Source organism: Streptomyces sp. GQFP, from assembly GCF_021545335.1.
GTDB lineage: Bacteria > Actinomycetota > Actinomycetes > Streptomycetales > Streptomycetaceae > Streptomyces.
In genome coordinates this window covers 5,001,628-5,025,808 of sequence record NZ_CP089312.1, presented here as the reverse complement: position 1 = coordinate 5,025,808, position 24,181 = coordinate 5,001,628, and the positions used below count along the sequence as shown (strand labels likewise).

Genomic DNA, 24,181 nt, shown 5'->3' with positions numbered 1-24,181 from the left:
TGGGGCGCGATAGGGCTGGGCTATCGCCACTTGCCATCATCACAGCCGCCGTACAGGCACCGACACTCACGATACGACGATCGACTCACCCCCCACTCAAGGAGTCATCGATGCGCAAGTCCACCTCTGGTGTCGTGGCGGCGGCGTTAGGCCTCAGCCTGGCAACTCTCGCCCTGGGTACGGCAGTTCCCGCCACAGCCAGTCCCACCGTGCGCGCCTCGTACGCCGGGTCGGCCGAGGAGGCCGCCGCCAACAAGGCGTTCTTCGAGGCCGTACTGAAGTCCGTCGCCGAGAAGCGCGCCGCCAACCCGCGCTCGGCCGCCGCAGTCACCGTCGTCTACAACGCGTCCCGCGCGCCCTCCTTCAGCGCCGAGATAGCCCGCTCCACCTCGATCTGGAACAGCTCGGTGACGAACGTGAAGCTCCAGTCGGGCACCGCGGCCGCCGCCGACTTCACCTACCGCGAGGGCAACAGCTCCAACGGCTCGTACGCCTCCACGGACGGTCACGGCAGCGGCTACATCTTCATCGACTACGCACAGAGCGAGCAGTACGACCCGACCCGTATCACCGCTCACGAGACGGGTCACGTCCTCGGTCTGCCCGACCACTACTCCGGCCCGTGCAGCGAGTTGATGTCGGGCGGCGGCCCCGGCACGTCCTGCACCAACGCCACCCCGAACGCGGCGGAACGTGCCCGAGTGAACCAACTGTGGATCAACGGGCTGGCCGCGACCTTGCGCTAGCACCCCGGCACCGCACACCCCAGTAGCCCCCACCCCCCACAGGCGCGGGCCGTCCCTCTGCACAGGGACGGCCCGCGCCCCCCTTCCTCCTCCTACTCGTGCGGTGACGTGATCGCCCGTGCCGCCGCCACCTCCTGCCGCAGCGGCTCCAGCACACTGTCCGCCGGTCCGCTGAGGTCCGTACGCACCGCGTGCAGGGTCTCCACCCGGCGCAGTCCGTCCGACAACTCCCGGAGCTGGAAAGCGACTTGGGTGATCTCGGCGTCGGACGGCGGCTTCGCCCCCTGCTTGATGTGGACCCTGGCGGCGGTCGTCGCGTCGACGATGCGTTCCACCGCGACGACCAGGGGCCACCAGGCCGCCGCCCGTCGTCCGGTGGGCGGCGGTTCGGTCAGGGCGCGCTGGAACTCCGTACGGACGACGGAGAGATCGCGGTAGAGGCGGCGCCGCATACGGGCGCGGGCCGCACCCTCGGTGTCCGGGCGTAGCGCCGATTCCACATAGCGGGCCGTGTCCGCGACCGCGTCGGCGAGGCGGTCACCGACGCGGGTGTGCCAGCTCTCCGGCCAGAGGAGATAGCCAGCGACCAGGGCGATCCCGCAGCCCATGAGGGAGTCGAGGAGCCGGGGCAGCAGCAGGCCGGTGCCCTGGTGGTTGAGGATGTCGGAGAGCAGGAGGATCACCGGGGTGATGGCGGCCGTCTGGTAGCCGTATCCGCGCGGGGTGAACGCCGGGATCAGCGGGGCGAGGAGCAGCAGCACCGGTACGTCCCACCAGCCGCGCGGCACCTGGACCAGCACCGCCGCCGCGACGACCAGCCCCGCGACCGTGCCCAGGGCGCGCAGCAGCGCCCGGGAGAAGACGGAGCCGAAGTCGGGCTTCAGGACGAAGGTGATCGTGAGAGCGACCCAGTAGGAGCGTGGCACCGGGACCGTCGAGACCAGCACCTGTGCGAGGCCGATGCACAGGGCGAGGCGGACCCCGTAGCGCCAGGAGTCGGCGGACAGGACGACGTCCCGGGCGGCGCGAGCGGCCCGTACACGCAGGTCGGCCGGGCGGCCGAGGCGGTCGTCGGCCGCTGCGGTGCGGAGGTCGGGGGAGCGGCTGCCGACCACCTCGGCGGCGTGCCGCAGCGCCTGTTCGACGGCGCGGGCGGTGTGGTCGGTCGGGGCGGGGATGCTCAGCCCTATCGGGCCGCCGTAGCCCGTGTCGACGGCGTCGGCGAGGTGGCGGACCGCCTCCGGGACCTCGGGCGGCAGGGGGCGGCCGGTCTGGTGGGCGGCGGGGGCGGCCTCGACGACCGGGGTGATGGCGTTCAACTGGGCGAGCAGACGCACGAGTTCGGGGCTGCGGCCGTGGTGGCGGGCGCGCCGGGCGAGGACGAGGTCGTACGACTGGTTGAGGGACTGGGTGACGGCCTGGCGGGCGTCCTCGTAGCCGTCGGTGGCGCAGGCGGCGAGCAGTTCGGCGACCGTACGGTAGGTCTGCGCGACCGCCGCCCGCTCCGGCACCCCCGACCGCAGCGGCCAGGCGAGCAGGGCGAGGGCCAGGACCAGCAGGCCGCCGCCGGACATCAGTACCGGCGCCAGCCACCACGACCCCGGCAGCGGCAGGCCCGCCCAGATCACGGAGTTGAGGAGCAGCAGCAGGCCGGACACGGAGGCCACCGCGCCGATCGTCGAGATCATCCCGGAGACGAGGGCCACGCAGGTGACGGCGACGACCGCGGTCCAGCCCTGGCCGTAGACGAGCGAGCCGAGCGTGACGCCGAGGGCGCCGAAGAGCTGGGGGATCGCGATGTTGAGGATGCGCATCCGGTACGCGTCGGCGGTGTCCCCGATGACGCCGGACAGGGCGCCCATGGAGGCGAGGGCGCCGTAGGCGGCGTGGTCGGTGGCGAGGCCGATGGCGAGGGGGAGCGACATGGCGATCGCGGCGCGGGCCATGGCGGGGCGGTTGACGGGCGGGGCGGGCTGGGGCTTGAGGTTCCGCACCAGCCAGTCGGGAGGTGTGAGGCCGATGGGGAACTCGCGGGGCATGGGCCCATTATCGCCGCGGGCCGTGAACTCTCACCGGGCTCGTTCGCGCTGGTGGAGGGCCAGGTCGACGACCAGCGCGCGGTGATCGCTGTCGGCGATGCCGAGGAAACGGGCGCCGCTCGCCGAGAACTCCCCGGAGACGAGCACATGGTCGATCTGCGCGCCGGCCGTCGGCGCGGTACGGGAGGGCCAGCTCGGCGTACGGGCGGCCCCGGCCAGCCGGGCGGAGTCGCGCAGTCCCGTGTCGAGCAGGCGGCGGAAGGCGGCGTGGTCCTGGGAGGCGTTGAAGTCGCCGGCGAGGATGGTGGGCGTATGGGTGGGGTTCTCTGCGGCGAAGTCGTGAAGAGCCCCCAACTCCTTTCGCCAGAGGCCTACTTGGCCGGGGATCGGCGGCATCGGGTGGGCGAGCTGGACCCGTACGGAGTGACCGCTGCCCAAGTCGGCGACCGCACCGGGCATGCCCATCGTGCTGCCCCGAATGCCGTCCGTACCCTCCAGCGGAAAGCGGCTGAGGATGACGGAACCCTCGGAACCGGCCCCCGGGACGGCCTCCCGGTAGGGATAGACACCGTCGAAGGCGGTCGCGAGAGCGTCCTCGCAGTGGTACTCGCACTCCTCGACGAACACGAGGTCGGGCCGCTCCCGCCGCACGACCGGGATCAGCGCGCCGGTGCCCTCCCCGAACTCCACGTTGGCCGTCAGCACCCGCACCTCGGCGACGACCGCCCCACCGGGCTCGCTCCCCGTCCCGTACGGCTGGGTGAACCACCCCGTGACCGCCAGCAGCACCGCGCCCCACACCATCCCGGCCCGCCAGCGCGCGAACAGCGCGAGGAGCAGGCCGGCGGCGGTGGGGGCGAGCAGCCAGGGCAGGAAGGCGAGCAGTTGCGGTACGGGGGTCACGGCATCGGCGTCGACGGCCCGGCACACGACGACGACACTGACCGCACCGAACCCGGCGCCCACAGTCCAGACCGCCGCCGTCGCCCAGCCACCCCGTAGTCCCACGGCTCGACGATACGGGGGCCCGCGAGGCTCAGGCGGCCGTGTCGATGCGCGCCGCCAGGAAGTCGGCGAGGGTCCTGTTGAACTGCGCCGGGCGTTCCAGGTTGGGCATGTGGGCCGAGCGTTCGATCACCTGGAGCGTGGAGTCGGGGAGCGCCGCGTGCATGGCCTCGGCCTCGGCGACCGGGGTGAACTCGTCGTCGGCGCCCACGACGACCAGGGCCGGGACGGTGAGCCGGGTCAGCAGGGGGCGGTAGTCGGGGCGCAGGGCCCGGCCCCGGAGTGCCGCCGCCGCGCCCCGGGGGTCCGTGGCCGTCATCATGCGGTGGACGTGGGCCTTGACGCCCGCGTCGGCGTACGGCGCCACCATCTTCTCCAGCACCTCGTCGGCGTACCCGCCCATGCCCTCGTCGAGCAGCCGGTCCGCCATCGCGTTGCGGGCCGCGTGCCCCTCCGGGGTCTCGGGTGCGGGGAAGGTGTCGGCGAGGACCACACCCCGGACACGCTCCGGGAACCGGGCACAGCACTCCATGACGATCTGGCCGCCCATCGACAGCCCGCCGAGCACACACGACTCGACCTTCGCCTCGTCGAGCAGCGCCTCGATGTCCTGCGCGAACCGCGAGAGCGGGGTGACGGCGTCGGGGGTGAGCGGGGAGGTGCCGTAACCGCGCAGGTCGGGGGTGATGACCTGGCGGGTGGCCGAGAACTCCTCGATCTGCGGGGTCCACATCGTGCGGTCGAAGGGATGGCCATGAATCAGCACAAGAGGGGTAAGAGGGGTAAGGGGCGTATTAGGCGTAAGAGGGGTAAGTGGGGTCATGTGGGCAACCCTAGATCGACTCAACTCCTCGGTGCAATAAGATCTTTGCTCTCGGTGCAATTCCGCCGGGACGGCAATTCGCTTCTGTACGGGGGTACTTGATGGACGACGACTACCGGCGTCTCGCCGACCGCATAGCCGACGACATCGCCAGCGGACGCCTCCGGCCCGGTGAACGGCTGCCTCCGCAGCGGGCGTTCGCTCGGCGGCGCGGGATCGCCGGGTCGACGGCCGGGCGGGTGTACGGCGAACTCGTACGGCGTGGACTGGTCGTCGGCGAGGTCGGACGCGGCACGTTCGTCCGGGCGGCGCCACCCGCGCCGAACGGGCGCGCGCTCGCCGAGCCGGTGGCCGCCGCCATGGCCCCGAGGGTCAACCTGGAGCTGAACTACCCTTCCGCGCCCGGCCAGTCGGAGCTGCTCGCCCCGGCGCTCGCGCCCCTGCTGCGGCCCGATGTGCTGACGGAGGCGCTGCGCCCGGCGCCCGCCGACGGCACCCCCGAGGCCCGGGCGGCGGTCGCCAAGCTGCTCGCCACCCCGGGCTGGCGGCCCGACCCCGACGGCGTCCTCTTCGCGGGCAACGCCCGGCAGGCGATCGCCGCCACCCTCGCCTCCCTGGTCCGGCCGGGCGGCCGGGTCGGCGTCGAGGCGCTGACGTACCCGCTGGTCAAGGAGATCGCCGCCCGCCTCGGCATCGTCCTGGTGCCGCTGGCCATGGACCAGGACGGCGTGCGCCCCGACGCCGTCGCCGCCGCCCACCGCGGCGCTCCCCTGTCCGCGCTGTACGTCCAGCCGACGCTGCACAACCCGACGTCGGTGACCATGGGTGAGGGGAGGAAGCGTGAACTCGCTCGTGTGGTATGGGAGTTGGGGTTGCCGGTGGTGGAGGACCGGATCTGGTCGTTCCTCACCGACAGGGAGGTAGGGGAGCCCCTCGCCGCTCACCTCCCCGAACTGGCCCATGTCGTCGACGGGTTGTCCAAGCGGGTCGCGCCCGGGCTCACCGTGGGCTTTCTCGTCGTACCGCCGGGCCGGGCGGAAGCCGTCGCGGCGGCCGTGCGGTCGGGTGGGTGGAGCGCGGGGCGGTTCGCGCTGGAGGCGGGTGTGCGGTGGGTCGAGGACGGGACCGTGGCGCGGCTCGTGGCCGCCAAGCGGGTGGACGCGGCGCGTCGACAGCGGCTGCTGGCACGGGAGTTGGCGGAGTTCGGGGCGGCCGTGCGGTCCGATCCGTACGCCTACTACGCCTGGTGGGAGTTGCCCGCGTCCTGGCGGGCGGACACCTTCACGGCCGCCGTCGCGGCGCACGGGATCGCCGTCACGCCGGGGGACGCCTTCGCCGTGGGGCCGCAGCGGGCGCCGGACGCCGTCAGGCTCGGACTCGCGTCGGCTCCGGAACCGGAGCTGGCACGGGCGCTGCGGACGCTCGCCGCAGTCGCCCGGCGCGGCCGTACCGGTCGGTGACCCACATGCCGACGGCGACGGCGAGGCCCAGGGCGAGGAGCAGCCAGGAGACCGTGCGGAGGGTGGCCGTCAGGGCGTCGTAGACGGCGCCGGCGGCCGGTGCGGAGACGCCCGGCGGCAGGTCGGAGAGGGTGAGACGGCGGACGATCACGAGCGCGACGCCGAGCAGGGCCCCGCCGAGGGCTGTCCCGAGGGCAGTCGCCGTGATCGCCCGGCGGCGGCGGACGGCGAGTGCGATACCGGTGACGGCGAGGACGCCGGCTGTCACCGGAAGCCAGAAACCGGCGACTTCGAGCACGCGAAAACCCTTCCGGAGCGGTACGAGATCCTGGGCGGGCAGCACCGCGACCTCGGTGTGCGCGATGGGAATGTGGCTCGCCAACGGCACGTGGTCGTCGGTGAGTTGGCGCTTGACCTGGGCGGTGACCGGCGCGAGGTCGATGGTGACGGCGCCCTCGCCGCCGTAAGAGCCGTAGGGGCTTTGTGTGTTGGGGTCGTCGTCGCGCAGGGCGTGCAGGACGGCCTCGTGGGTGGCGCGGTTGGCCGTGTCCCAGGCCGCGCGGAAGGCCTCGGTGCGGGTGAACGAGTGCACCGCGTCCTGCACGAAGTGGCCCGCGCCGACATCGAACGGGCCGGCGTCGAAGGGGCCGACGTCGATCGCGTGCACGATCCCGGCGCCGAGGTTGTCCGCGATGGCGTCCTGGACGTACGGGTTCTCGGCGAGCGGCGCCATCGTGGTGACGTACCGGCCGGTGTCGGCGAGCCCGTACGCCGCCCAGGCCGAGAGCGCGCCGAAGGGCAGCAGCAGGCACGCGAGGGCGATGAGGACGGCCGACAGGGCGCTCCGGAGACGGTGAGGCACTCCCCCAGGCAAGGGCCCGGGGGCGGGAAACGCGAGCCGGTTGACTGCATATGGGCGTGCGGGACAAGCCTCTGCGGTGGAGCCTCCGGTGGAGCGTTCACCCGAACGGGTGTTTCCTGGTTTTGGGGCGAAGGCGGGGGGAGAAGGAGGCGGACCATGCGGACCACCCCGGCCCTGCGGACCCTGACCGCGGCCCTGTTCACCGGCGGAATCCTGGCTGTGCCGGTCGGTACGGCGACGGCGGCCACGCCGGCCGGTGCGGACGGCTCCCGAATCCGGGGCACCGTCGTCTCCGCCGGTGACCTGAACCTGCGGAAGCAGCCGACCACCGACTCGGCCGTCGTCGGGCAGCTCCCACCGGGCAGCCACGGCCACGTCGAGTGCTCGGTCGTCGGACAGACCGTGCAAGGCGACCGGCACTGGTACTGGCTGCCCGGCGTCAACGCCTGGGCCAGCGCCGCCTTCATCGACACCGGAGGCAGGTCGGTGCCCGGTTGCACCGACCCGTGCCCCGAGTGGAAGGACGACGACGGTCAGTGGAGCTTCTCCGGGACGTGGAGCTTCAGCTGGAACGTCACCTTCGGCTGAGGCTTGAGGCTTAAGGCTTAAGGCTCTTAAGGCTCTTGAGGCTCTTGAGGCTCTTGAGGCTTGGAACTGGTTGCTCATTCCACCTTGTGACCGGCCGCGTCCTCGTGCGTGTAGTAGCGGTAGAACAGCACCGCGAGGACGAACCCGGCCACCATCAGCGCGTTCCCCGTCGACCGCAGCACACTCGCCCCGGTCTGGCTGTACAGGAACCCGAACGCGACCCCGGCGAACGAGGCCCACGTCATCGCGTGCAGCTCCCGCTTCAGACGCGGCGCCAGCGTCCGTACGCCGATGAACGCCACCACGAACGCCAGAGCGGTCACAAAGCCGAAGAGGACGTTCCAGCCGGTGATCGGACCGCCGTCGCGCCGGTTGGCCGCGGCCCAGAAGCCGTAGACCAGCCCGAGCAGGACGGGCAGCGTCCGGTTCACGGCCTGGTGGGTCCGGGCGCTGAAGATGTCCGGGTAACCGGGCGTCGCGTGAGCCATGAGAGTGCTCCTCTCTTCTCGCCCCCGCCCTCCAGAGCACACCTGTGAAAGGCCGCTGGCAAGTCGACAGGGGGAGGCGGCCGTGTTTCGCTGAGTTCCATGAAGCCGGTGGGCCGGGTGGGCCCGGTGGGCAGGGTGGGCACGGACGAGGGGCCCGCCCTCCCGCCCGTCCCCGCCGGGCGCGGCCTCGGCTGGGTGCCGCCGCTGGTGCTGCTCATCGGGATCGCGGTCCTCGACTGGAACACCACCGGCGAGTTCCGGATCATCTCCTGGATCGTGCTGGTGCCCGGGATCGCCGCCGCGCTGTGCGGAGTGATCGGCACGTCCGTCTTCGCGGCCCTCTCCCTCGCCACCTACGTCTTCGTCGACGGCGCCTGGCCGCACCAGTACCAGACCGGGCTGCCCGACTTCATCCTCGTCGCCCTCGGCGGGGTCCTGGCCGTCCTCGCCTGCGCGGTCCGGGTGCGCGGTCAGCGGCGCATGCTGCACATGCGGGACGTCGCCGAGACCACCCGCCGTACGGTGCTGCGCCCGCTGCCGCCGGGCTGGGGCGGCCTCGACCACGCGGCGGTGTACCTGGCCGCCGACGCCGTCGCCCGGGTCGGCGGCGACCTCTACGACATCCAGCCTGGCCCGCACGGCACCCGGGTCCTCATCGGCGACGTCCAGGGCAAGGGGCTCGGCGCGGTCGAGGCGGCGGCGGCCCTCCTCGGCACCTTCCGGGAGGCCGGGTACCACGAACCGGCGCTCGCGACCGTCGCGGAACGGCTGGAGGTACGGATGCTGCGGCACGTCCGCTACCGGGCGGCCGTGGGGCGTGACGAGGGGGACCGGTTCGCGACGGCCGTGCTCATCGGTTTCCCCGAGGAGCGCCCAGGGAGTGCCGGGTTCGTCGTCGAGGTCGTCAACTTCGGGCACGAGCCCTCCCTGATCGTGTCCTCCGATGGGGTACGGAGTCTGCCGCCGGGGGACGGACTCCCGCTCGGGCTCAGCGAGTTGACGCTCGGTGGCGACGCGCTGCCGTCCGTGGCGCGGGTGCCGCTGGCCGTCGGGGAGACCCTGCTCCTCGTCACCGACGGTGTCACCGAGGCCCGGGACGCCGACGGGGTCTTCTTCCCGCTGCGCGAACGCGTCGCCGAGGCCGTCGCCGACGATCCGCGCACCGCCGAGCCGCTGCACCTCGTGGCGTTCGTACGGGACGGCACGCTGCGGCACTGCGGTGGTCATCTCGCCGACGACACCACGGTGTTCGCGGTGCGGGCCGTACAAGCCGACCAAAGAGGGTGATAGTCCTCCCGGCAATCCCCCTTCGCAGTCGCACCGGTTACGGTGCTGCTTGGGTACGTGAGTGTCGTGCGGGTTGTGAGGGGAGGGACGGGCCCATGGCTGGAACCACAGGAACCACCGGAACCGCTTTTCTGCTTGCCGCCTCGCCCATGGGCAAGGGCTGTCTCGTGGACGCGGCGTCCGTACTGCCGGTTCTTGCCGCCGTCTCCCCCGCCGTGCTGTCCGGCACCGACACCGCGAACGTCGTCGAACTCGCCGACCCGCTGGAGCCGCAGGCCGTCCTGACCCGGCTGCGGGCGGCTGCGGTGGCCCCTGGTCCCCTCACCATCTACCTCACCGGTCAGCTCCAGCTCGACCGCAAGCAGCACCTTCCGCATCTCGCGCTGGCGCGTACGACGCCCGCGACGGTTCGCTACACCGGGTTTCCGTGGCACTGGATCGGGGAGGAGCTGCGGCTGCGCGCCCCGGGCACGACGACTCTCTTCCTCGACCTGCATGCCGATGCTGCCGCGTGGCAGTACGTCACTGGGCGGCCGTTCGAGGTGGGGCGGGGCGTGAGTGTGTACGGGCGGGTGGCTCCGCCGCCGGGGCGGCGGGTGGTGGCTGTGCCGGCGTACATGCGGACGGTCGCGACGATTCTGCGGAGCGGGTATCGGCCGGATGCGGGGCAGTTGCATCAGCAGGCGCTGGGGCGGTTGTCGTCGGAGGGGGCGGCTCTTGGGGATGTGGTGCTGGCGTGGGACGCGGGGGTGAACGGGGGAGTTTTCTCGCCCCCGCCGCCCCTACCCGTCCCATCCGTACCTGGGGGCTTCGCCCCCAGACCCCCAGAACGCGCTGAACACGCTCGTCCTCAAACGCCGGACGGGCTGGAGAGGCGGGCCGGAGCTGAAGGAGCACCGCAGGGGCTGCAGGTACCAGCCGCAGCCACTGAGCTGTCGGCCGGAGCCAAAAAGACATCCACCGGAGCCGATCAGATCCCGGACGGACTGAAGGCGCTGACCGGAGCCGCTGAGGCGCCGGGCAGGCCGGAGGTGCTGGCCGGGGCCGCTGAGGTGCCAGGCAGGCCGGAGGCGCTGGCCGGCCCCGAAACGGCACCGGGCCGAGGCGAAGCCGCAGCGGGCCGTGGTGTCAAGGTGCCGGGCCACGGCGAAGCCGCAGCGGGCCGGGCCGAGAAGGTGCCGGGCCGAGGTGACAAGGCACTGGCCGGAGCCGAAAAGGCGCCGCACGAGCTGGACATGTTCGTCGCAGCCGAAAACGCGCCGGCCCAGAGCGACAAGGTGCCCCGCGAGCCGGACAGTGACCCCCACACCTTCATCACCTCCGCCGTTCAAGCCGGTCGTCACGGTGACGCCGATGCGCTTGCCGCGCAGTGGGAGCAGGCCGCCTATCTGTCTCACGGTGCCGCCTCCGAAGAGGCGCTGCACTGGACCGAGGTCCGGGCCGATCTCGCCATGTTCGCCGGGGATCCGGCCCGGAGTTGCCGGGCCTGGCTGGCTGTCGCCGGGACGCGGCTCAGCGCCGGGCAGGCTCCGGACGCGCCCGCCGTCGAGGCGGCCGTCGACCGGGCCCACCACCAGTGGACGAGCCTCGGCGAGAGCGCCGACGCCCGTGAACTCGGGCCGGTGGTCGTCGAGTTGAGGCGCCGGGTACCGGGGCGGCGCGAGGGTGCGCTTCGGCACGCCGAGCGCCAGTTGGAGAAACTGGGGTCGGCCCAGCGCGTGCCTGGTTAGGCCACCGTCAACAGCATTGAGGCGCCGCGTGGCACCATGCCGAACGGCGGACCGCCCAGCACGTGCCCGGGGTCAGGCCACCGTCAACACCGCGTGAGGCGCCGCGCGTTCACGCGGCGTGAAGGGGCCCTTCGCCACGCCGAGTGGCGTACCGCCCAGCACGTGCCCGGTCGAGCCGTCACCGTCAGTGTCGCCACCTGCCGTTAAGCCGTCGCCGTCAGTGCCGTCAGTGCCCCCGACACCAGCGTCCGCACCCCCGGCGCCACCGTCGACAGGTCCGGGGCGAACAGTGGACTGTGGTTGCTCGGGACCGCCGCGAGCTGTGTCATCAGGTCGCCGCTGCCCTCCGCCGCGTTCCACGCCTCCGCCGGTGTGGTCGTCACGAACCAGTAGGAGTACGGGAGTTGGTCCACCGCCAGGTGGGCGAAGTCCTCGCTGCCCATCGCCGGGCCGGGGTCGAAGACCGTGCCCGCGCCGAAGACCTCGCGGTGGACCTCGGCGACCTGTTCGTCGAGTGTCGCGTCGTTCACCGTGACCGGGAACGTCGCGCCGACGCGGATCTCCGGCTCGCCGGGACAGCCCGCCGCCAGGCACTCGCCCGCCGCGATACGCCTGATCGACGCCAGCATGCGGTCCCGTACGTCGTTCGACTGGGTGCGCAGGTTCAGGGCGATACGAGCCGTGGTCGGGATGATGTTGTGGCGGGTGCCCGCCTCGATCACGCCGACTGTCAGGACCGCCGAGTCACGGGCCGCCACCTCGCGCGAGACGACTGTTTGGAGGCGCGTGACGATGTACGCCGCCGTCACCACCGGGTCCACCGTCGTCTCCGGGCGTGAGCCGTGGCCGCCCCTGCCGTGCACGATCACGTCCACGTCCGTCGACGCCGACATGATCAGGCCCGGCACGTGCGGGTACAGGCCCGCCGGGCCCGGTGCCGCGTGCTGCGACAGCAGGGCGTCCGGGCGCGGGAAACGCTCGTACAGGCCGTCCGTCAGCATCGCCCGCGCGCCCTCGCCCGTCTCCTCCGCCGGCTGGCCGACCAGGATCAGGGTGCCGTTCCAGGTGTCACGGCCGGAGGCGAGTGCCTGGGCTGCGCCCGCCAGCCATGTCACGTGCAGGTCGTGGCCGCAGGCGTGCATCACGCCGGGGACCGTGGAGGCGTACGGCAGTCCCGTCTCCTCGTGTACCGGCAGCGCGTCCATGTCGGCGCGGAGCAGGACCGTCGGGCCGTCGCCGTTGCGCAGGACGCCCACGACGCCCGTACCGCCCACGCCCTCCGTCGTCTCGTACCCCGACTTCCGCAGGCTCTCCGCCAGCAGCCCCGCCGTGCGGTGTTCCGCCAGGGACAGTTCCGGGTGGCGGTGCAGGTCGCGGTACATGTCCTCCAGCGCCGGGACCGGGAGATCGGCGGTCAGGTCGAGCGTTGTGCGGGCTGCGGGCGAGGGAGTCGTCGTCACGGGGGCAGCGTATTCCCCGGATGTGCAGATCCAGGTTCACTCGTTCGGCTGCGCACCCCCGGCCGTCCCCCGCCTCCGCTGATATCCACGAGGAGAGCCCCGTGCCCCTCAGGGACGCGGGGCTGTGACATTTGCGGCTCCGCCGCGTGGGCGCGACCAGCCCCCACCGGGCCGCAGACAGAACACGACGCATCCCGCGGAGCGCACATCACCTAACGAAGGAAGACCGTCCAATGGTCACCACCACCCCCCACGCCACCACCACGCTCGCCATCGACTTCACCCAGGGCCTCGACGACGCCTGGTCGAAGATCGCCCAGTTCGTGCCGAAGCTCATCGGCTTCCTCGTCATCCTCGTCATCGGCTGGTTCGTGTCGAAGCTGATCGCCCGTGTGCTCGACCGCGTCCTGCGCAAGGTCGGCTCCGAGCGGCTGTCCGAACGGGCCGGTACGGCACGGTTGTTGCGGGACTCCGCGTACGACATGACCGGCATCGTCTGCCGGATCATCTACTACGCGCTGATGCTGATCACGCTTCAGCTCGCCCTCGGCGTATTCGGCGCCAACCCGGTCAGTACGATGATCAACGGCATCGTGGCCTGGCTGCCGCGCGCCATCGTCGCGGTCGTCCTCATCGTCGTGGCGATGGCCATCGCGAACGCCGTGCGCGGGATCGTCGCCGGCGCGCTCTCGTCCGTGTCGTACGGCCGTACGGTCGCCGCCGTCGTCTGGGGCTGCATCGTGGCGCTGGGCGTCATCGCCGCCCTCGGCCAGGCGGGCATCGCCACCGATGTCACCCGGCCGGTGCTGTACGCCGCTCTCGCCACGGTCGCCGGCATCCTGATCGTCGGGCTCGGCGGCGGCATGATCGAGCCGATGCGCCAGCGCTGGGAGCGGATGCTGACGACGGTCGAGCGCGAGACCGTGACCGCCAAGGGCAGCGTCAGCGCCTACCAGGCGGGGCGTGCGGACGCCCTCGCCAACCAGCCGGTCCGGGAGCGGACAGACCTGCCGCGTACGACCGACATGTGATCCATACGGTCATGAGGGGTGCCGCCGGTGGGACGGAGGGGGAGTTGATGTCCCACCGGCGGCCGTTCATGCGGGGCCGGGCGTCACGAACCCGGTGTCGCTGACCCGAGGGTCAGAACGCCGGGATCGCGGACTTGGCCCGGCTGTCGGCCTCGCGGGCCTTGTTGATGTTGGCCTGGAGGTTGCCGGTCAGCGGGAAGTTGGCCTTGCCCCACTTGGAGTTCCACAGGGCGTTGCGCGGCGCGTCGGCCATGCTCTCCATGGTGACCAGGGCCGGGCGGTCCCAGGTGCCGTTGCCCCAGACCTCAGGGCGCTCGCCCCACTTGGCGAAGCGGAAGGCGTGGGTGCTCGCGCCGTCCTTGTGGTAGACGATCTCGACGCGGTTGTAGTTGGGCTCGTTGTTGACCTTGCCCATCGGCACCTCGTTGATGGGGTGGGTGCTGTAGCCGCCGTGCCGGGAGGCGGACAGGAAGCGGGGGCTCTCCTCGCCCTGCTTCTGGAAGACCACGACGGACTCCCAGTCGTGGCGGTGGCCGAAGGCGTCGGCGCCGGCCAGCGTCTGGTCCTTCTCGAAGTAGAGCGCGTAGACGTAGGCGCACCAGCCGTTCTTGCACCAGCTCTGCGAGTACGTGTTGGCCTTGCCGAGGTGGTTGTTCCGGCAGCCGCCGGTGATCGACCCGGAGTTGTTGAGGCCGCCGTTGAGCTTGCCGCTCGCGTCGACCGCCGCGGCCGGGAAGCAGCCGTCCGAGTCGTAGTCGAAGAGCGGCATGTACTTGTTCTGGAACGTGGTCGCGTTCCACGGCAGCGGGTTCAGGACGGCGGCGTTGGCGCTGCCCGTCAGTCCGACGGTCAGGCCGGTGGCGCTGAGCGCGACGAGCGCGGCCTTCGCGAAGCGGGACTTCTTGCGGTTCTTGGCCGCGGGGATCGTCGTGGCTGCCGTGACTGCCGTGACTGCCTGGGTTGCCTGAGACATGCGGGTGCTCTCCACTGGCTCGACTTGCTCGGTGAGGGGCGGTGCTGGACCGACACTGGCAAGCGAGAAGTTGACCGGCACCCCGTTTCATCAGGTCAATCAATTCCCGACGCGCCCGCCCCCGTGATTCCGGGGGCGGGCACCAAGTTGTTCGACACCGCTTTCCATGGCTGTCATCCGCGCCACACCTGCGCCACAGAGTGTTTACGCCGCACAGGCGCCAAACATAGGTTGACCGCCCCGAACGTCGCTGCCATCCGCTGCGTGGGCGTGAACGAAGTGGACGAAAGTGGGTGGTCCCGTGGGGCGTCCAGAACGGCCCGTCGATCCCGAGGCCGGTCCCGTACAACGGCTCGCCCATGAGCTGCGCGAACTGCGCAGGACCGCGGGCGGACCCTCGTACCGGACGATGGCCGAGGCGGCGGGATTCTCCGCGACGACCCTGTCCGACGCGGCGGCGGGGAAGCGCTTGCCGTCACTCCCCGTGGTCCAGGGGTACGTACGGGCGTGCGGCGGCGACCCGGGTGAGTGGGAGACCCGGTGGAAGGACGCCGACGCGGAGGCCGCGGGCGCCCTGCGCGCGGAGACGGAGGACGCGGCGCCGCCGTACCGGGGGCTCGCCCGTTTCGAACCGGACGACCGCGCGCTGTTCTTCGGCCGGGACCGGCTGGTGGACGAGCTGAAGGAACTGGTGTGCTCGCACCGGTTCGCGGTGGTGTTCGGGGCGTCGGGGAGCGGCAAGTCGTCGCTGCTGCGGGCCGGGCTGATCCCCCGCCTCCGGGAGGAGATCGCCGACCTCGGCTGCCCGGCCGTACTGCGGGTGCTCACGCCGGGCGACCGGCCCGCCGCTCGGTACGCGGATCTGCTGACCCCGGCCGAGGGGGAGCCGGAGAGCTGGGTGGTGGTGGACCAGTTCGAGGAGGTCTTCACCCTGTGCCGGGACCGCGCGGAGCGGAACCGGTTCATCGACCTGCTGCTCGCCGCACGGAACCCGCACAGCCGTCTGAAGGTCCTCATCGCCGTACGCGCCGACTTCTATCCCCGCTGCGCCGAACACCGCGACCTCGCGGACGCGCTGTACGGGGCGGGCCTGCTGGTCGGCCCCATGACGGCGGACGAACTGCGGGAGGCGGTCGTCGGCCCTGCCCAGGCCGCCGGACTCCTCGTCGAGCGGGAGCTGACCGCGCGGATCGTGGACGAGGTCCTCGACCAGCCGGGCGCGCTGCCGATGCTCTCCCACGCCCTCCTCGAAACCTGGCGTCGGCGTCGCAGTCGGCTCCTCACCCTCAGCGCGTACGAGGCCACGGGCGGGGTGAGCGGCGCGATCGCCGCGACGGCCGAACAGGTGTACGGACACCTGTCCCCGGCCCAGGCACGCACCGCCCGCCGACTGCTCCTCGGCCTGATCGAGCCGGGCCGGGGCACCGCCGACACCCGGCGCCCCCTCACCCGCGCCGAACTCGCCGAATGGGCCGACCGAGACGTGCCGGCCGTCGTGGAGCAATTGGCCCGCAACCGCCTCGTCACCGTCGACGAGGACGGCGTCCAACTCGCCCACGAGGCACTGATGACCTCCTGGCCGAGGCTACGCGGCTGGATAGAGGAGGACCGCGAACGCATCCGCCACCACCGCCGCCTCACGGAGGCGGCGCGTGCGTGGCTGGAGCACGACCGTGATCCGGGTGCGTTGTACCGGGGGAGCAGCCTGGTCCGCGCGGAGGAGTTGTTCGGGGCGGCGGGGGCGGCTGGGGCGTCCGGGGCAGCCGGGGCAGAGGGGGCAGCGGGGGCGGCTGGGGTGTTCGGGAGGGCCGGGGCAGCCGGGGCAGCCGGGGCAGCCGGGGCAGCCGGGGCAGCGGGGGCAGCGGGGGCGGCTGGGGTGTTCGGGAGGGCCGGGGCGACCGGGGCAGCCAGGGCAGCCAGGGCGGCCGGGGCGTTCGGGAGGGTGAGGGCAGCCGGGGCGACCGGGGCAGCCAGGGCGGCTGGGGCGGCTGGGGCGTTCGGGAGGGTGAGGGCGACCGGGGCAGCCAGGGCAGCCAGGGCAGCCAGGGCAGCCAGGGCAGCCAGGGCGGCTGGGGCGTTCGGGAGGGTGAGGGCAGTTGGAGCGGCTGGGAGGGCCGGGAGCAGCGGCGGGGGAGCCTCTGACCGGCCTCGGGGATGGCGGCCTCGGGGCTGGCGGGTGCGCGCCAGCGCCCCGCCAGGGGCGCGGGGAACTGCGCGACCAGCCCCCACCGGCCCGCAGCGAACGAACAACCCGCCAACCGAAGCGCTCACTACCAGCGCCACGGAACCGACAGTCACGGAACCGACAGTCACGGAACCGACAGTCACGGAACCGACAGTCACGGAACCGACAGTCACGGAACTGACCGCCACAGAACAGGAGTTCCTCACCGCCGCCCTAGAAGCCCGCGAGGCCGAGCGCCGCGCGGCGACGGCCACCGCTCGCCGCTCCCGCACCCTCGTCGGCGCGCTGTCCGCCGTACTCGCCGTGGCGACGCTCATCGGACTCACCGCCTGGACGCAGCACGAGGACAACGAACGCCACCGCACGGACACCGCCGCCCGCCGGATCGCCGAGGTCGCCGACGCGATGCGGACGACCGACCCGCACACCGCGATGCTGCTGGGCGTCGCCGCCTGGCGAGTCTCCCCGCTGCCCGAGGCCCGCCGTGCCCTCCTCGGCTCCCTCGCCCAGGCGGAACACGCCATCTTCACCGACCCCGCCCCGGGCAACGGCCCCTCACGCTTCCTCGCCGACTCAGGCCGGACGCTGCTCAGCGTCGACGGCCGCACCTGGCGTACCTGGAACGTGCTCAAGGGCCGCCGCACCGCCTCCGGACGGCTCCCGGCCGGGCAGGTCCTCGCGGCCGGCCCCGACGCCCGGGTCCTCGCGATCGCCGGGGACGACGGCATCCGCCTGTGGGACACGGCCACCGGCCGCTGGACCGGCGACCCGCGCCCCCTCCCCTTCACCTCCGACGCCGACATCACCACGGGCGGCTACCTCGTGAGCGACATCGACGACGACCGGGTCCGCCTGCGGTCCCTGACCGACGGAGACGTGCTGTACGAGGGTCGGGCGCCGGGCCTGGTCACCCCGGCCGTGAGCACCGACGGCCGTCTCGTCGCCGTCTGCCCCGCCGACGGCTCCCCGCAGGTCTGGGACACCGCCCGCCACCGCGTCCGCCCCGGCCCGTGGGAGCGGGCCCAGGGCCTGTGCGGCGAGGAGGAACAGACGGCCCTGGTGTTCGGCGGCGCGGACGGCGACCGCCTCGCCGCGCTCTCGAAGTCCGGCGCGAAGGTCTGGGACACCGCGTCCGCCCGCGAGGTCGCCGACATCGACGAACCGGGCGCGGAACGGGCCGCGTTCACCAAGGACGGCACCTTCCTCGCGACCGCCGACGGCGAGGAGATCCGGGTGTGGCGGCTGTCCGACCCGGCGGCCCCCGTCTTCCGGCACACCCTCAACAACCAGCACCTGTACGGACTTTCCTGGGACCCCGCCCACCCGAACATCCTGCGCTACCTCGAAGGCGGCGCCGTCCACTGCCTGGAACTGGGCCCGGCGGTCACCCGCTCCTGGCGCGAGCGCCCACTGACGGCGGTACGGACGAGCCCGGACGCCCGTACGTACGCCACCGCCGAACTCGTCGGCGACCGCTACCGTTTCGAACTCCGCGCCACCTCCGACGGCCACCTCCTGAGCACTCTCCCGGCCCCGCCCCAGCCGGTGTCGACCGACCCCACCGACCCGGTGATCCCGGAGCACATGGTGGCCCTCCTCGCCTTCAGCCCCGACGGGAAGACACTCTCGTACGGCGTCTCGGCCCCCGGCAGGAATGCGGCCCCGCAACGCTTCACGGTCTGGGACACCACCCGAGCCCGACCCCGGGCAACCCTGGACCTGGCGACCAGCGAGTCCGCCGCCCCGGTGGTCGCCCTGGCCCTGGGCCCAGCAGGCAACACCCTGTACGCGACCCGGCTCCCGGTCCTGGGCGAGCCGACGAACGAGGCGTGGACGACCGGGACGGGTCCTCGACCGACGGTGATCCCCGGCCTGACCAGCACCCACCTGGCCGTCCGCCCCGACGGCCGCCTCCTCGTCGGCGACAACCGCACCGCACACCTGCCCGCAGCGAAGACCGGAGCCAACGTCACCGCCAAGGTCACCGGCGAGGAGCTGGTCCAGGGCGAGCAGATCGGCGCCCTCGCCTTCGCCGCCGACGGTTCACGCCTCGCGGCGGGTGACCAGACCGGCCGAGTCGCCCTGTGGGACGGCGAGTTGAGCCACCGTACGGGCATCCTGCGCAACGTCTTCCCCGCTCCCCTGGGCCAGGAACCGGAGTCGGTCAGCGCGCTGGCGGTCAGCCCCGACGGCGCCACCCTGGCCGTCGGCGGCAGCACCGGCACACTCCAGCTCTGGGACATCGCCACCCAACAGCCCCTGGGCGGCCCGCTCACCACCCCCGGCGAGACGATCGACTCCCTCGCCTTCGGCGCCGACAGCGGCACGCTGTACGCGGGGAGCGCACATGTCCCGCTCCAGCGGTACGTCGTGGACGCGGACCGGGCGGCCACCCGGGTGTGCGCCCGGGCGGGCGCCGGCGCCGATCTCTCGCGGGAGCAGTGGGAGACGTACGTGCCGGAGGTGCCGTACCGGAAGGTCTGCGTCAGCTGAACGGGTCGAGCGTGATGTACGCCGTCTGCGGGTTGCTGTCGTTGACCAGCGACTCGTGGGCGCCGACATCGTCGAAGGCGAAGGCGTACGCCTTGCCGTCGGCCATCTGCGCGTGGATCGTCCGGGCGTAGTGGTTGGTCACCGAGTCCTGGTAGAAGCCGGCCGAACTCGTGTCGGGCTGGCTGGAGTTGGTCAGGAGCGTGGAGCGGTTGTAGCCGGCGCACAGGGTGCGGGAGATCGGGCCGCGCACCTGGTCGTTCGGGGCGTCCAGGAGCTTGTGGCAGCCGAAGACGCTGTCGGCGTCGGGCTTCTGGAAGGTGGTGACGACCGTGCCGGAACCGTTGGTGAAGTTCATGACGTTGCCGGAGACCCTGCCGTAGTACTTGGTGGCGGGCTGGTCCGCGAAGGGCGTCACCGTCAGCGTGGACGTGGCGTACTTCGTCCACACCCGGTTGATGTAGTCGTCCATGACGGTGCCGGGAAGAGCGCCTGACTCGATGCCGTGGCCGGGGGAGAGGGCACGCAGGATCGTCCCGTCGGAGCGGGTGCGGACGAGGCCCGCCCAGCCGCCGGGTTGCGCCCGCAGGGCGTTGAAGACCCCGGCGTAGCCGCCCGCCTTCAGATGGCCGGTGTTCTTGACGGCACCGGACGTGTTCTTGACGCCGACCGCGTACGGGGCCGAGAACATGTCGACCTGCGTGCTGTTGAGCCACAGGCCGGCGTCGTTCAGCGTGTACTCGGTCCAGTTGAAGAGGATGTTCGCGTTCGGGTCGGAGGGGTTCTGCACGGCGGGCTGCACGAGACCGCCGGTGGTCAGCTTGAAGACCAGCTTCTGGCCGTAGGAGAAGTAGACCCGCCCGGAGAACTTCGGCATCCGGAGCGTCATCGTCTGCCCGTTGGCCGGACCGGCGATCGACGCGTCGGGCGCGGGGGTCGGCGGGTTGCCGCCCACGGGCCAGGCGTGGAACGTGCCGTTGGCGTCGGCCCAGCCCTGCTGTCCGGTCGAGAGCAGGGTCCCGATGTTGTAGACGTAGATCTGGTCGCCGCGCCCGGAGTTGTTCTTGAAGTCGAGCGGGATGGTCGTGGGCACCGCGGCCGCCGCGCGGGTCACGGGCCCGGCGGCCGTGAGTCCCGTGGCGACGGCCGCCGCGGCGACCAGGGGCACCAGCACCTTCCGAGTGGCAAACAAGTTCGTCCTCCTCGTGTCGTCGCATGCGTGCTGTGCTTGCTGCACATTGCTTGAGAGCGCTCTCAGATTGCTCTCGTGAACGGGACACGTCAAGGTCTAGACCAAGATGGCTGGGTTGCTTCTCTGAGCGCGAGCTAGGTTCTGTCTCCGTCACGTGAGAGTGACGCGACGCGATCAGAGAGGCTTCGACCATGAGCCGACCGGCTACTGAGACTCCCCTGCCGAAGGACACGAAGGTGCTGTCCATCGGCCTCCATTCGAGTGCGCTCGACTACAGCCGGATGCCCGACGGTCTCGACGAGGCGACTCTCACCGCCCGGATGGAGGCCGGTGTCGCGGCGCTCCACGAAGCGGGGTTCGATGTGGTCTCCTGCCTGGTCGGCACGTCTTCGGACGGCGCCGAGGCGACCGTCCGGGAGCTTCTCCAGGAGCACACGTTCGGCCTCGCGACGATCGGCGGTGGTGTGCGCATGCTTCCGGAGCACACCCTGCTGTTCGAACGGCTGATCAACGTTCTCACCGAGGCGGTGCCCGGAATCCGGCTGGGCTTCAACACGACTCCGGGGGACACCGTCGACGCGCTGAGGCGGTGGCTCCAGGGGTGAGCGCCGGCGCCCAACGGCAACCAGTGAGGAGCGAACCTTCGACCTTCTAGTCGGCGTTCTCCGTGTTCTCCGCGAGGAGGCTGTGCCGTTCCACCAGCCAGCTGATGGCGGTCAGGCGGCACACCGCGTAGTCGTGGCCGACGGGTTCGCGCCAGTCGAGTTCGTCGAGCGCGTCGAGGAATCCGAGGGCGTAGTCGGTGAGGTCTTCGCGGTGCGGCTGCCGGGGGACGAGCCCGGGGTGGTTGGCTCGCAGTCGCTCCCGTATCTCCGCGACGTGCTGGTCCACGGCGGCCGTGAAGGCAGGCTCGAACACGAACTCCGCGAAACGGGGCGCGAACGCGCTGCTGATCTTGGCCAAGGGGGACATTGCTCCACGGTATGTGGGAGGAGGGGGCCGGAGGAGAGTGGTATGTCATGGTTTCCATCACACCGGCTCCTTGCTCTCGCACTCGAACCAGACGGTCTTCCCGGTGCGTGTGGGATGCGAGGGCAGGCTGTACCAACCCCAGCGGTCGGTGACGGCCTCGACGATCAGGAGTCCACGCCCGCGTTCTTCATCCACAGCTGTGGAAAACTCCGGGGCGTGCGGTTCAGTGTCGGTGACCTCGACGAGGATCCCGGCGGGGCGCCGCAGGATCAGTACGGTGGCGCGCCGGTCGGGAACGTGCCGTACGACATTCGACACCAGCTCGGTCAGGGCGAGGGTGGCGGAGTCGGCGAGGTCGGACATGCCCCAGGCGTTGAGGTACGCCCGCAGGATGCACCGCAGGTGCCGGGCCGAGTGGTCACCGAGGGTGAAGTTCATGCCGTACCTCGGCCCAAGTGGGGTTTCGTCATTCACGTCACCAGAGTGGAGTGCCATGGTTACGCTGGGCTACATCGTGAATCCAACGACGCGAAGCGTCAGCTTGGAGGTGGCCCGCCGTGCCCAACATCCGCGAACTCGACCCGAGTGCCTCTCCGCTGGACTACTTCGGCTTCGAACTGAGGAGGATGAGAGAGGAAGCGGGCCTGACTCAGGGGCAGTTGGGCGGCTGCATCTTCTGTACGGGTTCCCTGATCGGCCAGGTCGAGACCGCGACGAAGGTCCCGACCCGGGAGTTCGCCGAGCGGGTGGACGCGGCGCTGGGAGCGGACGGGATGTTCTCGCGGCTGGTGGGGCTGGTTCTGCGAAGCCAACTCCCGCACTGGTTCCAGGCGTACGCGGAGATGGAGGCGAGGGCAGCATATATCTCCACGTACCAGTGTCAGTTGGTTCACGGACTGCTGCAAACGCTGGACTACGCCACAGCGTTGCTGAGCGTCGACCATCCGGACCGGATCGAGGAAATGGTCGCGGCCCGCATGGAACGGCAGCGCATTTTGAAGCGGGATCAGCCGCCCGTGCTGTGGGTGATCCTGGACGAGTCCGTACTGCTTCAGGTGGTGGGCGGCCGCAAGGTCATGCGTAGCCAACTCGCCCACCTGTTGAGTTTCCGGAACAGCCCATGGGTGCACGTCCAAGTGCTGCCGTTCTCCGTGGGCGCGCACACCGCGATGATGGGCACGTTCAACCTGCTGCGCTTTGACGACGACCCGGACATTCACTACTGCGAGAGCTACGACCAGGGGCACATGACGGCCAACCCGGAAGTGATCAGGGAGCGTTCAGTCGGCTACGCTCGATTGCAGGCCAGGGCACTCTCTGTGGAGGACTCGGCTGACCTGATCGCCCGCGTGATGGAGGAACGCTATGGAGACCAGCCAGCAGCTGACGGCCGCAACGTGGCGTAAGTCCAGCTACAGCGGCACCAGTGGCGGCGACTGCGTCGAATGCGCGCCCCTCGGCAGCGCATCGTGGCGTAAGTCGTCCTACAGCGCTGACACCGGCGGCGAGTGCGTCGAAGTAGCCGTAATAGCCCCCCTGACCCCCCACATCGCGATCCGCGACTCAAAGGCCCCCGCCCTGGGCGCTCTCACGCTCACGCCGGAGGCCTTCGGCGCGTTCGTGCGGGCGGCGGCGCGCACCACCCAGGGGTGACCGGATGGCGCCGGATCGATCCGTCGCGGAGGACGCGACGTTTCTGTGCTGGTGGCGTCCGACGTTCTGGCGCGCGGACGAGCGTCCTGCGGCGCCACCTTCCCTGCCCCAGGACTGAGCCCGGGCCGACTCGGACACCTGGTCGACTCGGCGAGCGCCAGGGGGCAAGACCGCCAAGAACCGCCTGCTACACGGTGATGGCCGGTCCGGCGGGATACGAGTTCGGCTTGGACTGAACGGCGGGGAACCTCACCCCGGTGAGGTCTTCGGAGACGGCCCACAGTCGCTGCTGGACGGCTAGCTCGTACGACTGCGGGCTGGAGGTGACCAGCCGGGGGTGGCCCATGACCTCGTTGCGTCCGCCGGGACCGTAGTACTGGCCGCCGAGCGCGGCGGGGTCGGTGGCGGCGCGCAGGGTCGGCAGCGCGCCCATCGCCGGCGTCTGGGTGATCAGCGGCGCGAGCCAGGTGAGCGGAAGCCGGAGGGCCGCGGGGGTGTTGCGGGCGAGCTCGGTGCTGGACATGCCGGGGTGCGCGGCCACCGCGACGGTGGTGCCGTGCGTGGCGAGCCGGCGCTGCAGCTCGTACGTGAACATCAGGTTGGCCAGTTTGGACTGACCATAGGCGGCGACCCGGCTGTACGACCGCTCCCACTGCGGGTCGTCGAAGTGGATCGCGGCCCGGATGCGGTGGCCGGTGCTGCTGACCGTCACCACGCGCGAGCCGGGCACCGGCAGCATCAGGTCCAGCAGCAGCCCGGTGAGCGCGAAGTGGCCGAGGTGGTTGGTGCCGAACTGCATCTCGAAGCCGTCCCGGGTGGTCTGCTTCGGGGTGTACATCACGCCGGCGTTGTTGATCAGCAGGTCGATCCGGTCGAGCCGGGACCGCAGCGCCGCCGCCGCGGTCCGGACGGAGTCGAGCGAGGTCAGGTCCAGCGCCTGCACGGTCACGTCGCCGGTCATGCGGGCCGCGGCCTGCTCGCCCTTCTCGACGTTGCGCACGGCGAGCACCACGGACGCCCCGCGCTCGGCGAGCGCCTTGGCGGTCTCGTACCCCAGTCCGGTGTTGGCCCCGGTCACCACGGCCACCCGCCCGCGCTGGTCCGGAATGTTCGCCGTCGTCCACTTCTCGCTCATGTCAGGCTCCCGACTGTTCGACTAGCTAACGTACCGAAGGTATCTTGTGTCGACGACGTTAA

22 protein-coding genes and 1 pseudogene are annotated in these 24,181 nt (G+C 71.5%); 11 read left to right on the top strand and 12 right to left on the bottom strand.

The window, feature by feature from the left end:
- Positions 1-110 precede the first annotated feature (110 nt).
- On the top strand, positions 111-746 hold the full coding sequence (snpA, locus tag LUX31_RS22215) for a snapalysin (RefSeq protein ID WP_235476732.1): 636 nt from the start codon (positions 111-113) through the stop codon (positions 744-746).
- A 92-nt stretch (positions 747-838) separates the two neighbouring features.
- Here the strand turns inward: snpA and LUX31_RS22210 are convergent, their stop codons facing one another.
- Genes LUX31_RS22210 through LUX31_RS22200 form a run of 3 tightly spaced genes read right to left on the bottom strand, consistent with a single transcriptional unit; the run spans position 839 to position 4,613 of the window.
- Positions 839-2,785, bottom strand: a complete 1,947-nt coding sequence (locus tag LUX31_RS22210) for an FUSC family protein (protein WP_235476731.1) — start codon at positions 2,783-2,785, stop codon at positions 839-841.
- 30 nt (positions 2,786-2,815) lie between these two features.
- Positions 2,816-3,793 (bottom strand): endonuclease/exonuclease/phosphatase family protein, encoded by a 978-nt coding sequence (locus LUX31_RS22205; RefSeq protein ID WP_443045987.1) that lies wholly within the window; start codon positions 3,791-3,793, stop codon positions 2,816-2,818.
- Positions 3,794-3,821: 28 nt separating this feature from the next.
- Positions 3,822-4,613, bottom strand: a complete 792-nt coding sequence (locus tag LUX31_RS22200) for an alpha/beta fold hydrolase (protein WP_235476730.1) — start codon at positions 4,611-4,613, stop codon at positions 3,822-3,824.
- Between the two features lie 101 nt (positions 4,614-4,714).
- Between LUX31_RS22200 and LUX31_RS22195 the strand changes: the two genes are divergently transcribed.
- Entirely contained in the window at positions 4,715-6,073 is a 1,359-nt protein-coding gene (locus tag LUX31_RS22195) for an aminotransferase-like domain-containing protein (RefSeq protein WP_235476729.1), read from the top strand.
- Here LUX31_RS22195 and LUX31_RS22190 read toward each other — a convergent pair.
- Positions 5,979-6,935, bottom strand: a complete 957-nt coding sequence (locus tag LUX31_RS22190; RefSeq protein ID WP_235476728.1) for a hypothetical protein — start codon at positions 6,933-6,935, stop codon at positions 5,979-5,981. The genes LUX31_RS22195 and LUX31_RS22190 overlap by 95 nt on opposite strands.
- Before the next feature lie 156 nt (positions 6,936-7,091).
- Between LUX31_RS22190 and LUX31_RS22185 the strand changes: the two genes are divergently transcribed.
- Positions 7,092-7,523 (top strand): SH3 domain-containing protein, encoded by a 432-nt coding sequence (locus tag LUX31_RS22185; RefSeq protein ID WP_235476727.1) that lies wholly within the window; start codon positions 7,092-7,094, stop codon positions 7,521-7,523.
- 74 nt (positions 7,524-7,597) lie between these two features.
- Here the strand turns inward: LUX31_RS22185 and LUX31_RS22180 are convergent, their stop codons facing one another.
- Positions 7,598-8,011, bottom strand: coding sequence for a hypothetical protein (locus LUX31_RS22180; protein ID WP_235476726.1), 414 nt, complete (start codon positions 8,009-8,011; stop codon positions 7,598-7,600).
- 99 nt (positions 8,012-8,110) lie between these two features.
- Between LUX31_RS22180 and LUX31_RS22175 the strand changes: the two genes are divergently transcribed.
- Complete coding sequence (locus LUX31_RS22175; protein ID WP_235476725.1) at positions 8,111-9,298, top strand: PP2C family protein-serine/threonine phosphatase; 1,188 nt, start codon at positions 8,111-8,113, stop codon at positions 9,296-9,298.
- A gap of 95 nt (positions 9,299-9,393) precedes the next feature.
- A complete protein-coding gene (locus LUX31_RS22170; RefSeq protein ID WP_235476724.1) occupies positions 9,394-11,028 on the top strand; it encodes a hypothetical protein in 1,635 nt (544 codons plus the stop codon).
- Between the two features lie 203 nt (positions 11,029-11,231).
- On the opposite strand, the gene LUX31_RS22165 is transcribed toward LUX31_RS22170, so the two are convergent.
- Positions 11,232-12,488, bottom strand: a complete 1,257-nt coding sequence (locus LUX31_RS22165; protein ID WP_235476723.1) for an amidohydrolase — start codon at positions 12,486-12,488, stop codon at positions 11,232-11,234.
- A gap of 233 nt (positions 12,489-12,721) precedes the next feature.
- On the opposite strand from LUX31_RS22165, the gene LUX31_RS22160 reads away from it, so the two are divergent.
- Positions 12,722-13,519, top strand: a complete 798-nt coding sequence (locus LUX31_RS22160; RefSeq protein WP_235476722.1) for a mechanosensitive ion channel family protein — start codon at positions 12,722-12,724, stop codon at positions 13,517-13,519.
- Positions 13,520-13,631: 112 nt separating this feature from the next.
- On the opposite strand, the gene LUX31_RS22155 is transcribed toward LUX31_RS22160, so the two are convergent.
- Entirely contained in the window at positions 13,632-14,492 is an 861-nt protein-coding gene (locus LUX31_RS22155; protein WP_235476721.1) for an NPP1 family protein, read from the bottom strand.
- A 409-nt stretch (positions 14,493-14,901) separates the two neighbouring features.
- Between LUX31_RS22155 and LUX31_RS37925 the strand changes: the two are divergent.
- Positions 14,902-16,113: pseudogene (locus LUX31_RS37925) on the top strand (nSTAND1 domain-containing NTPase); the annotation flags it as partial.
- On the opposite strand, the gene LUX31_RS37920 reads toward LUX31_RS37925, so the two are convergent.
- Positions 16,078-16,872, bottom strand: a complete 795-nt coding sequence (locus LUX31_RS37920) for a pentapeptide repeat-containing protein (RefSeq protein ID WP_443046068.1) — start codon at positions 16,870-16,872, stop codon at positions 16,078-16,080. The pseudogene LUX31_RS37925 and the gene LUX31_RS37920 overlap by 36 nt on opposite strands.
- Positions 16,873-17,082: 210 nt before the next feature.
- On the opposite strand from LUX31_RS37920, the gene LUX31_RS37915 reads away from it, so the two are divergent.
- Positions 17,083-19,170, top strand: a complete 2,088-nt coding sequence (locus LUX31_RS37915; protein WP_443046067.1) for a WD40 repeat domain-containing protein — start codon at positions 17,083-17,085, stop codon at positions 19,168-19,170.
- Here the strand turns inward: LUX31_RS37915 and LUX31_RS22145 are convergent.
- On the bottom strand, positions 19,163-20,359 hold the full coding sequence (locus tag LUX31_RS22145) for a glycoside hydrolase family 64 protein (RefSeq protein WP_235476719.1): 1,197 nt from the start codon (positions 20,357-20,359) through the stop codon (positions 19,163-19,165). The genes LUX31_RS37915 and LUX31_RS22145 overlap by 8 nt on opposite strands.
- Before the next feature lie 191 nt (positions 20,360-20,550).
- On the opposite strand from LUX31_RS22145, the gene LUX31_RS22140 reads away from it, so the two are divergent.
- On the top strand, positions 20,551-20,964 hold the full coding sequence (locus tag LUX31_RS22140) for a hypothetical protein (RefSeq protein WP_235476718.1): 414 nt from the start codon (positions 20,551-20,553) through the stop codon (positions 20,962-20,964).
- A 46-nt stretch (positions 20,965-21,010) separates the two neighbouring features.
- Here the strand turns inward: LUX31_RS22140 and LUX31_RS22135 are convergent, their stop codons facing one another.
- Positions 21,011-21,331 (bottom strand): DUF6401 family natural product biosynthesis protein, encoded by a 321-nt coding sequence (locus LUX31_RS22135; RefSeq protein ID WP_235476717.1) that lies wholly within the window; start codon positions 21,329-21,331, stop codon positions 21,011-21,013.
- 57 nt (positions 21,332-21,388) lie between these two features.
- Complete coding sequence (locus LUX31_RS22130; protein WP_235476716.1) at positions 21,389-21,769, bottom strand: ATP-binding protein; 381 nt, start codon at positions 21,767-21,769, stop codon at positions 21,389-21,391.
- A gap of 119 nt (positions 21,770-21,888) precedes the next feature.
- On the opposite strand from LUX31_RS22130, the gene LUX31_RS22125 reads away from it, so the two are divergent.
- Together LUX31_RS22125 and LUX31_RS22120 are read left to right on the top strand one after the other, a co-directional pair.
- The gene (locus tag LUX31_RS22125) at positions 21,889-22,737 is read left to right on the top strand and encodes a helix-turn-helix domain-containing protein (RefSeq protein ID WP_235476715.1); all 849 of its coding nucleotides are present in this window, start codon (positions 21,889-21,891) and stop codon (positions 22,735-22,737) included.
- Positions 22,697-22,984: a DUF397 domain-containing protein gene (locus tag LUX31_RS22120; protein WP_235476714.1), complete on the top strand. Its 288-nt coding sequence runs from the start codon at positions 22,697-22,699 to the stop codon at positions 22,982-22,984. The genes LUX31_RS22125 and LUX31_RS22120 overlap by 41 nt, the downstream gene beginning before the upstream one ends.
- Before the next feature lie 187 nt (positions 22,985-23,171).
- Here the strand turns inward: LUX31_RS22120 and LUX31_RS22115 are convergent, their stop codons facing one another.
- A complete protein-coding gene (locus LUX31_RS22115; protein ID WP_235476713.1) occupies positions 23,172-24,119 on the bottom strand; it encodes an SDR family NAD(P)-dependent oxidoreductase in 948 nt (315 codons plus the stop codon).
- Between the last annotated feature and the right edge of the window lie 62 nt (positions 24,120-24,181).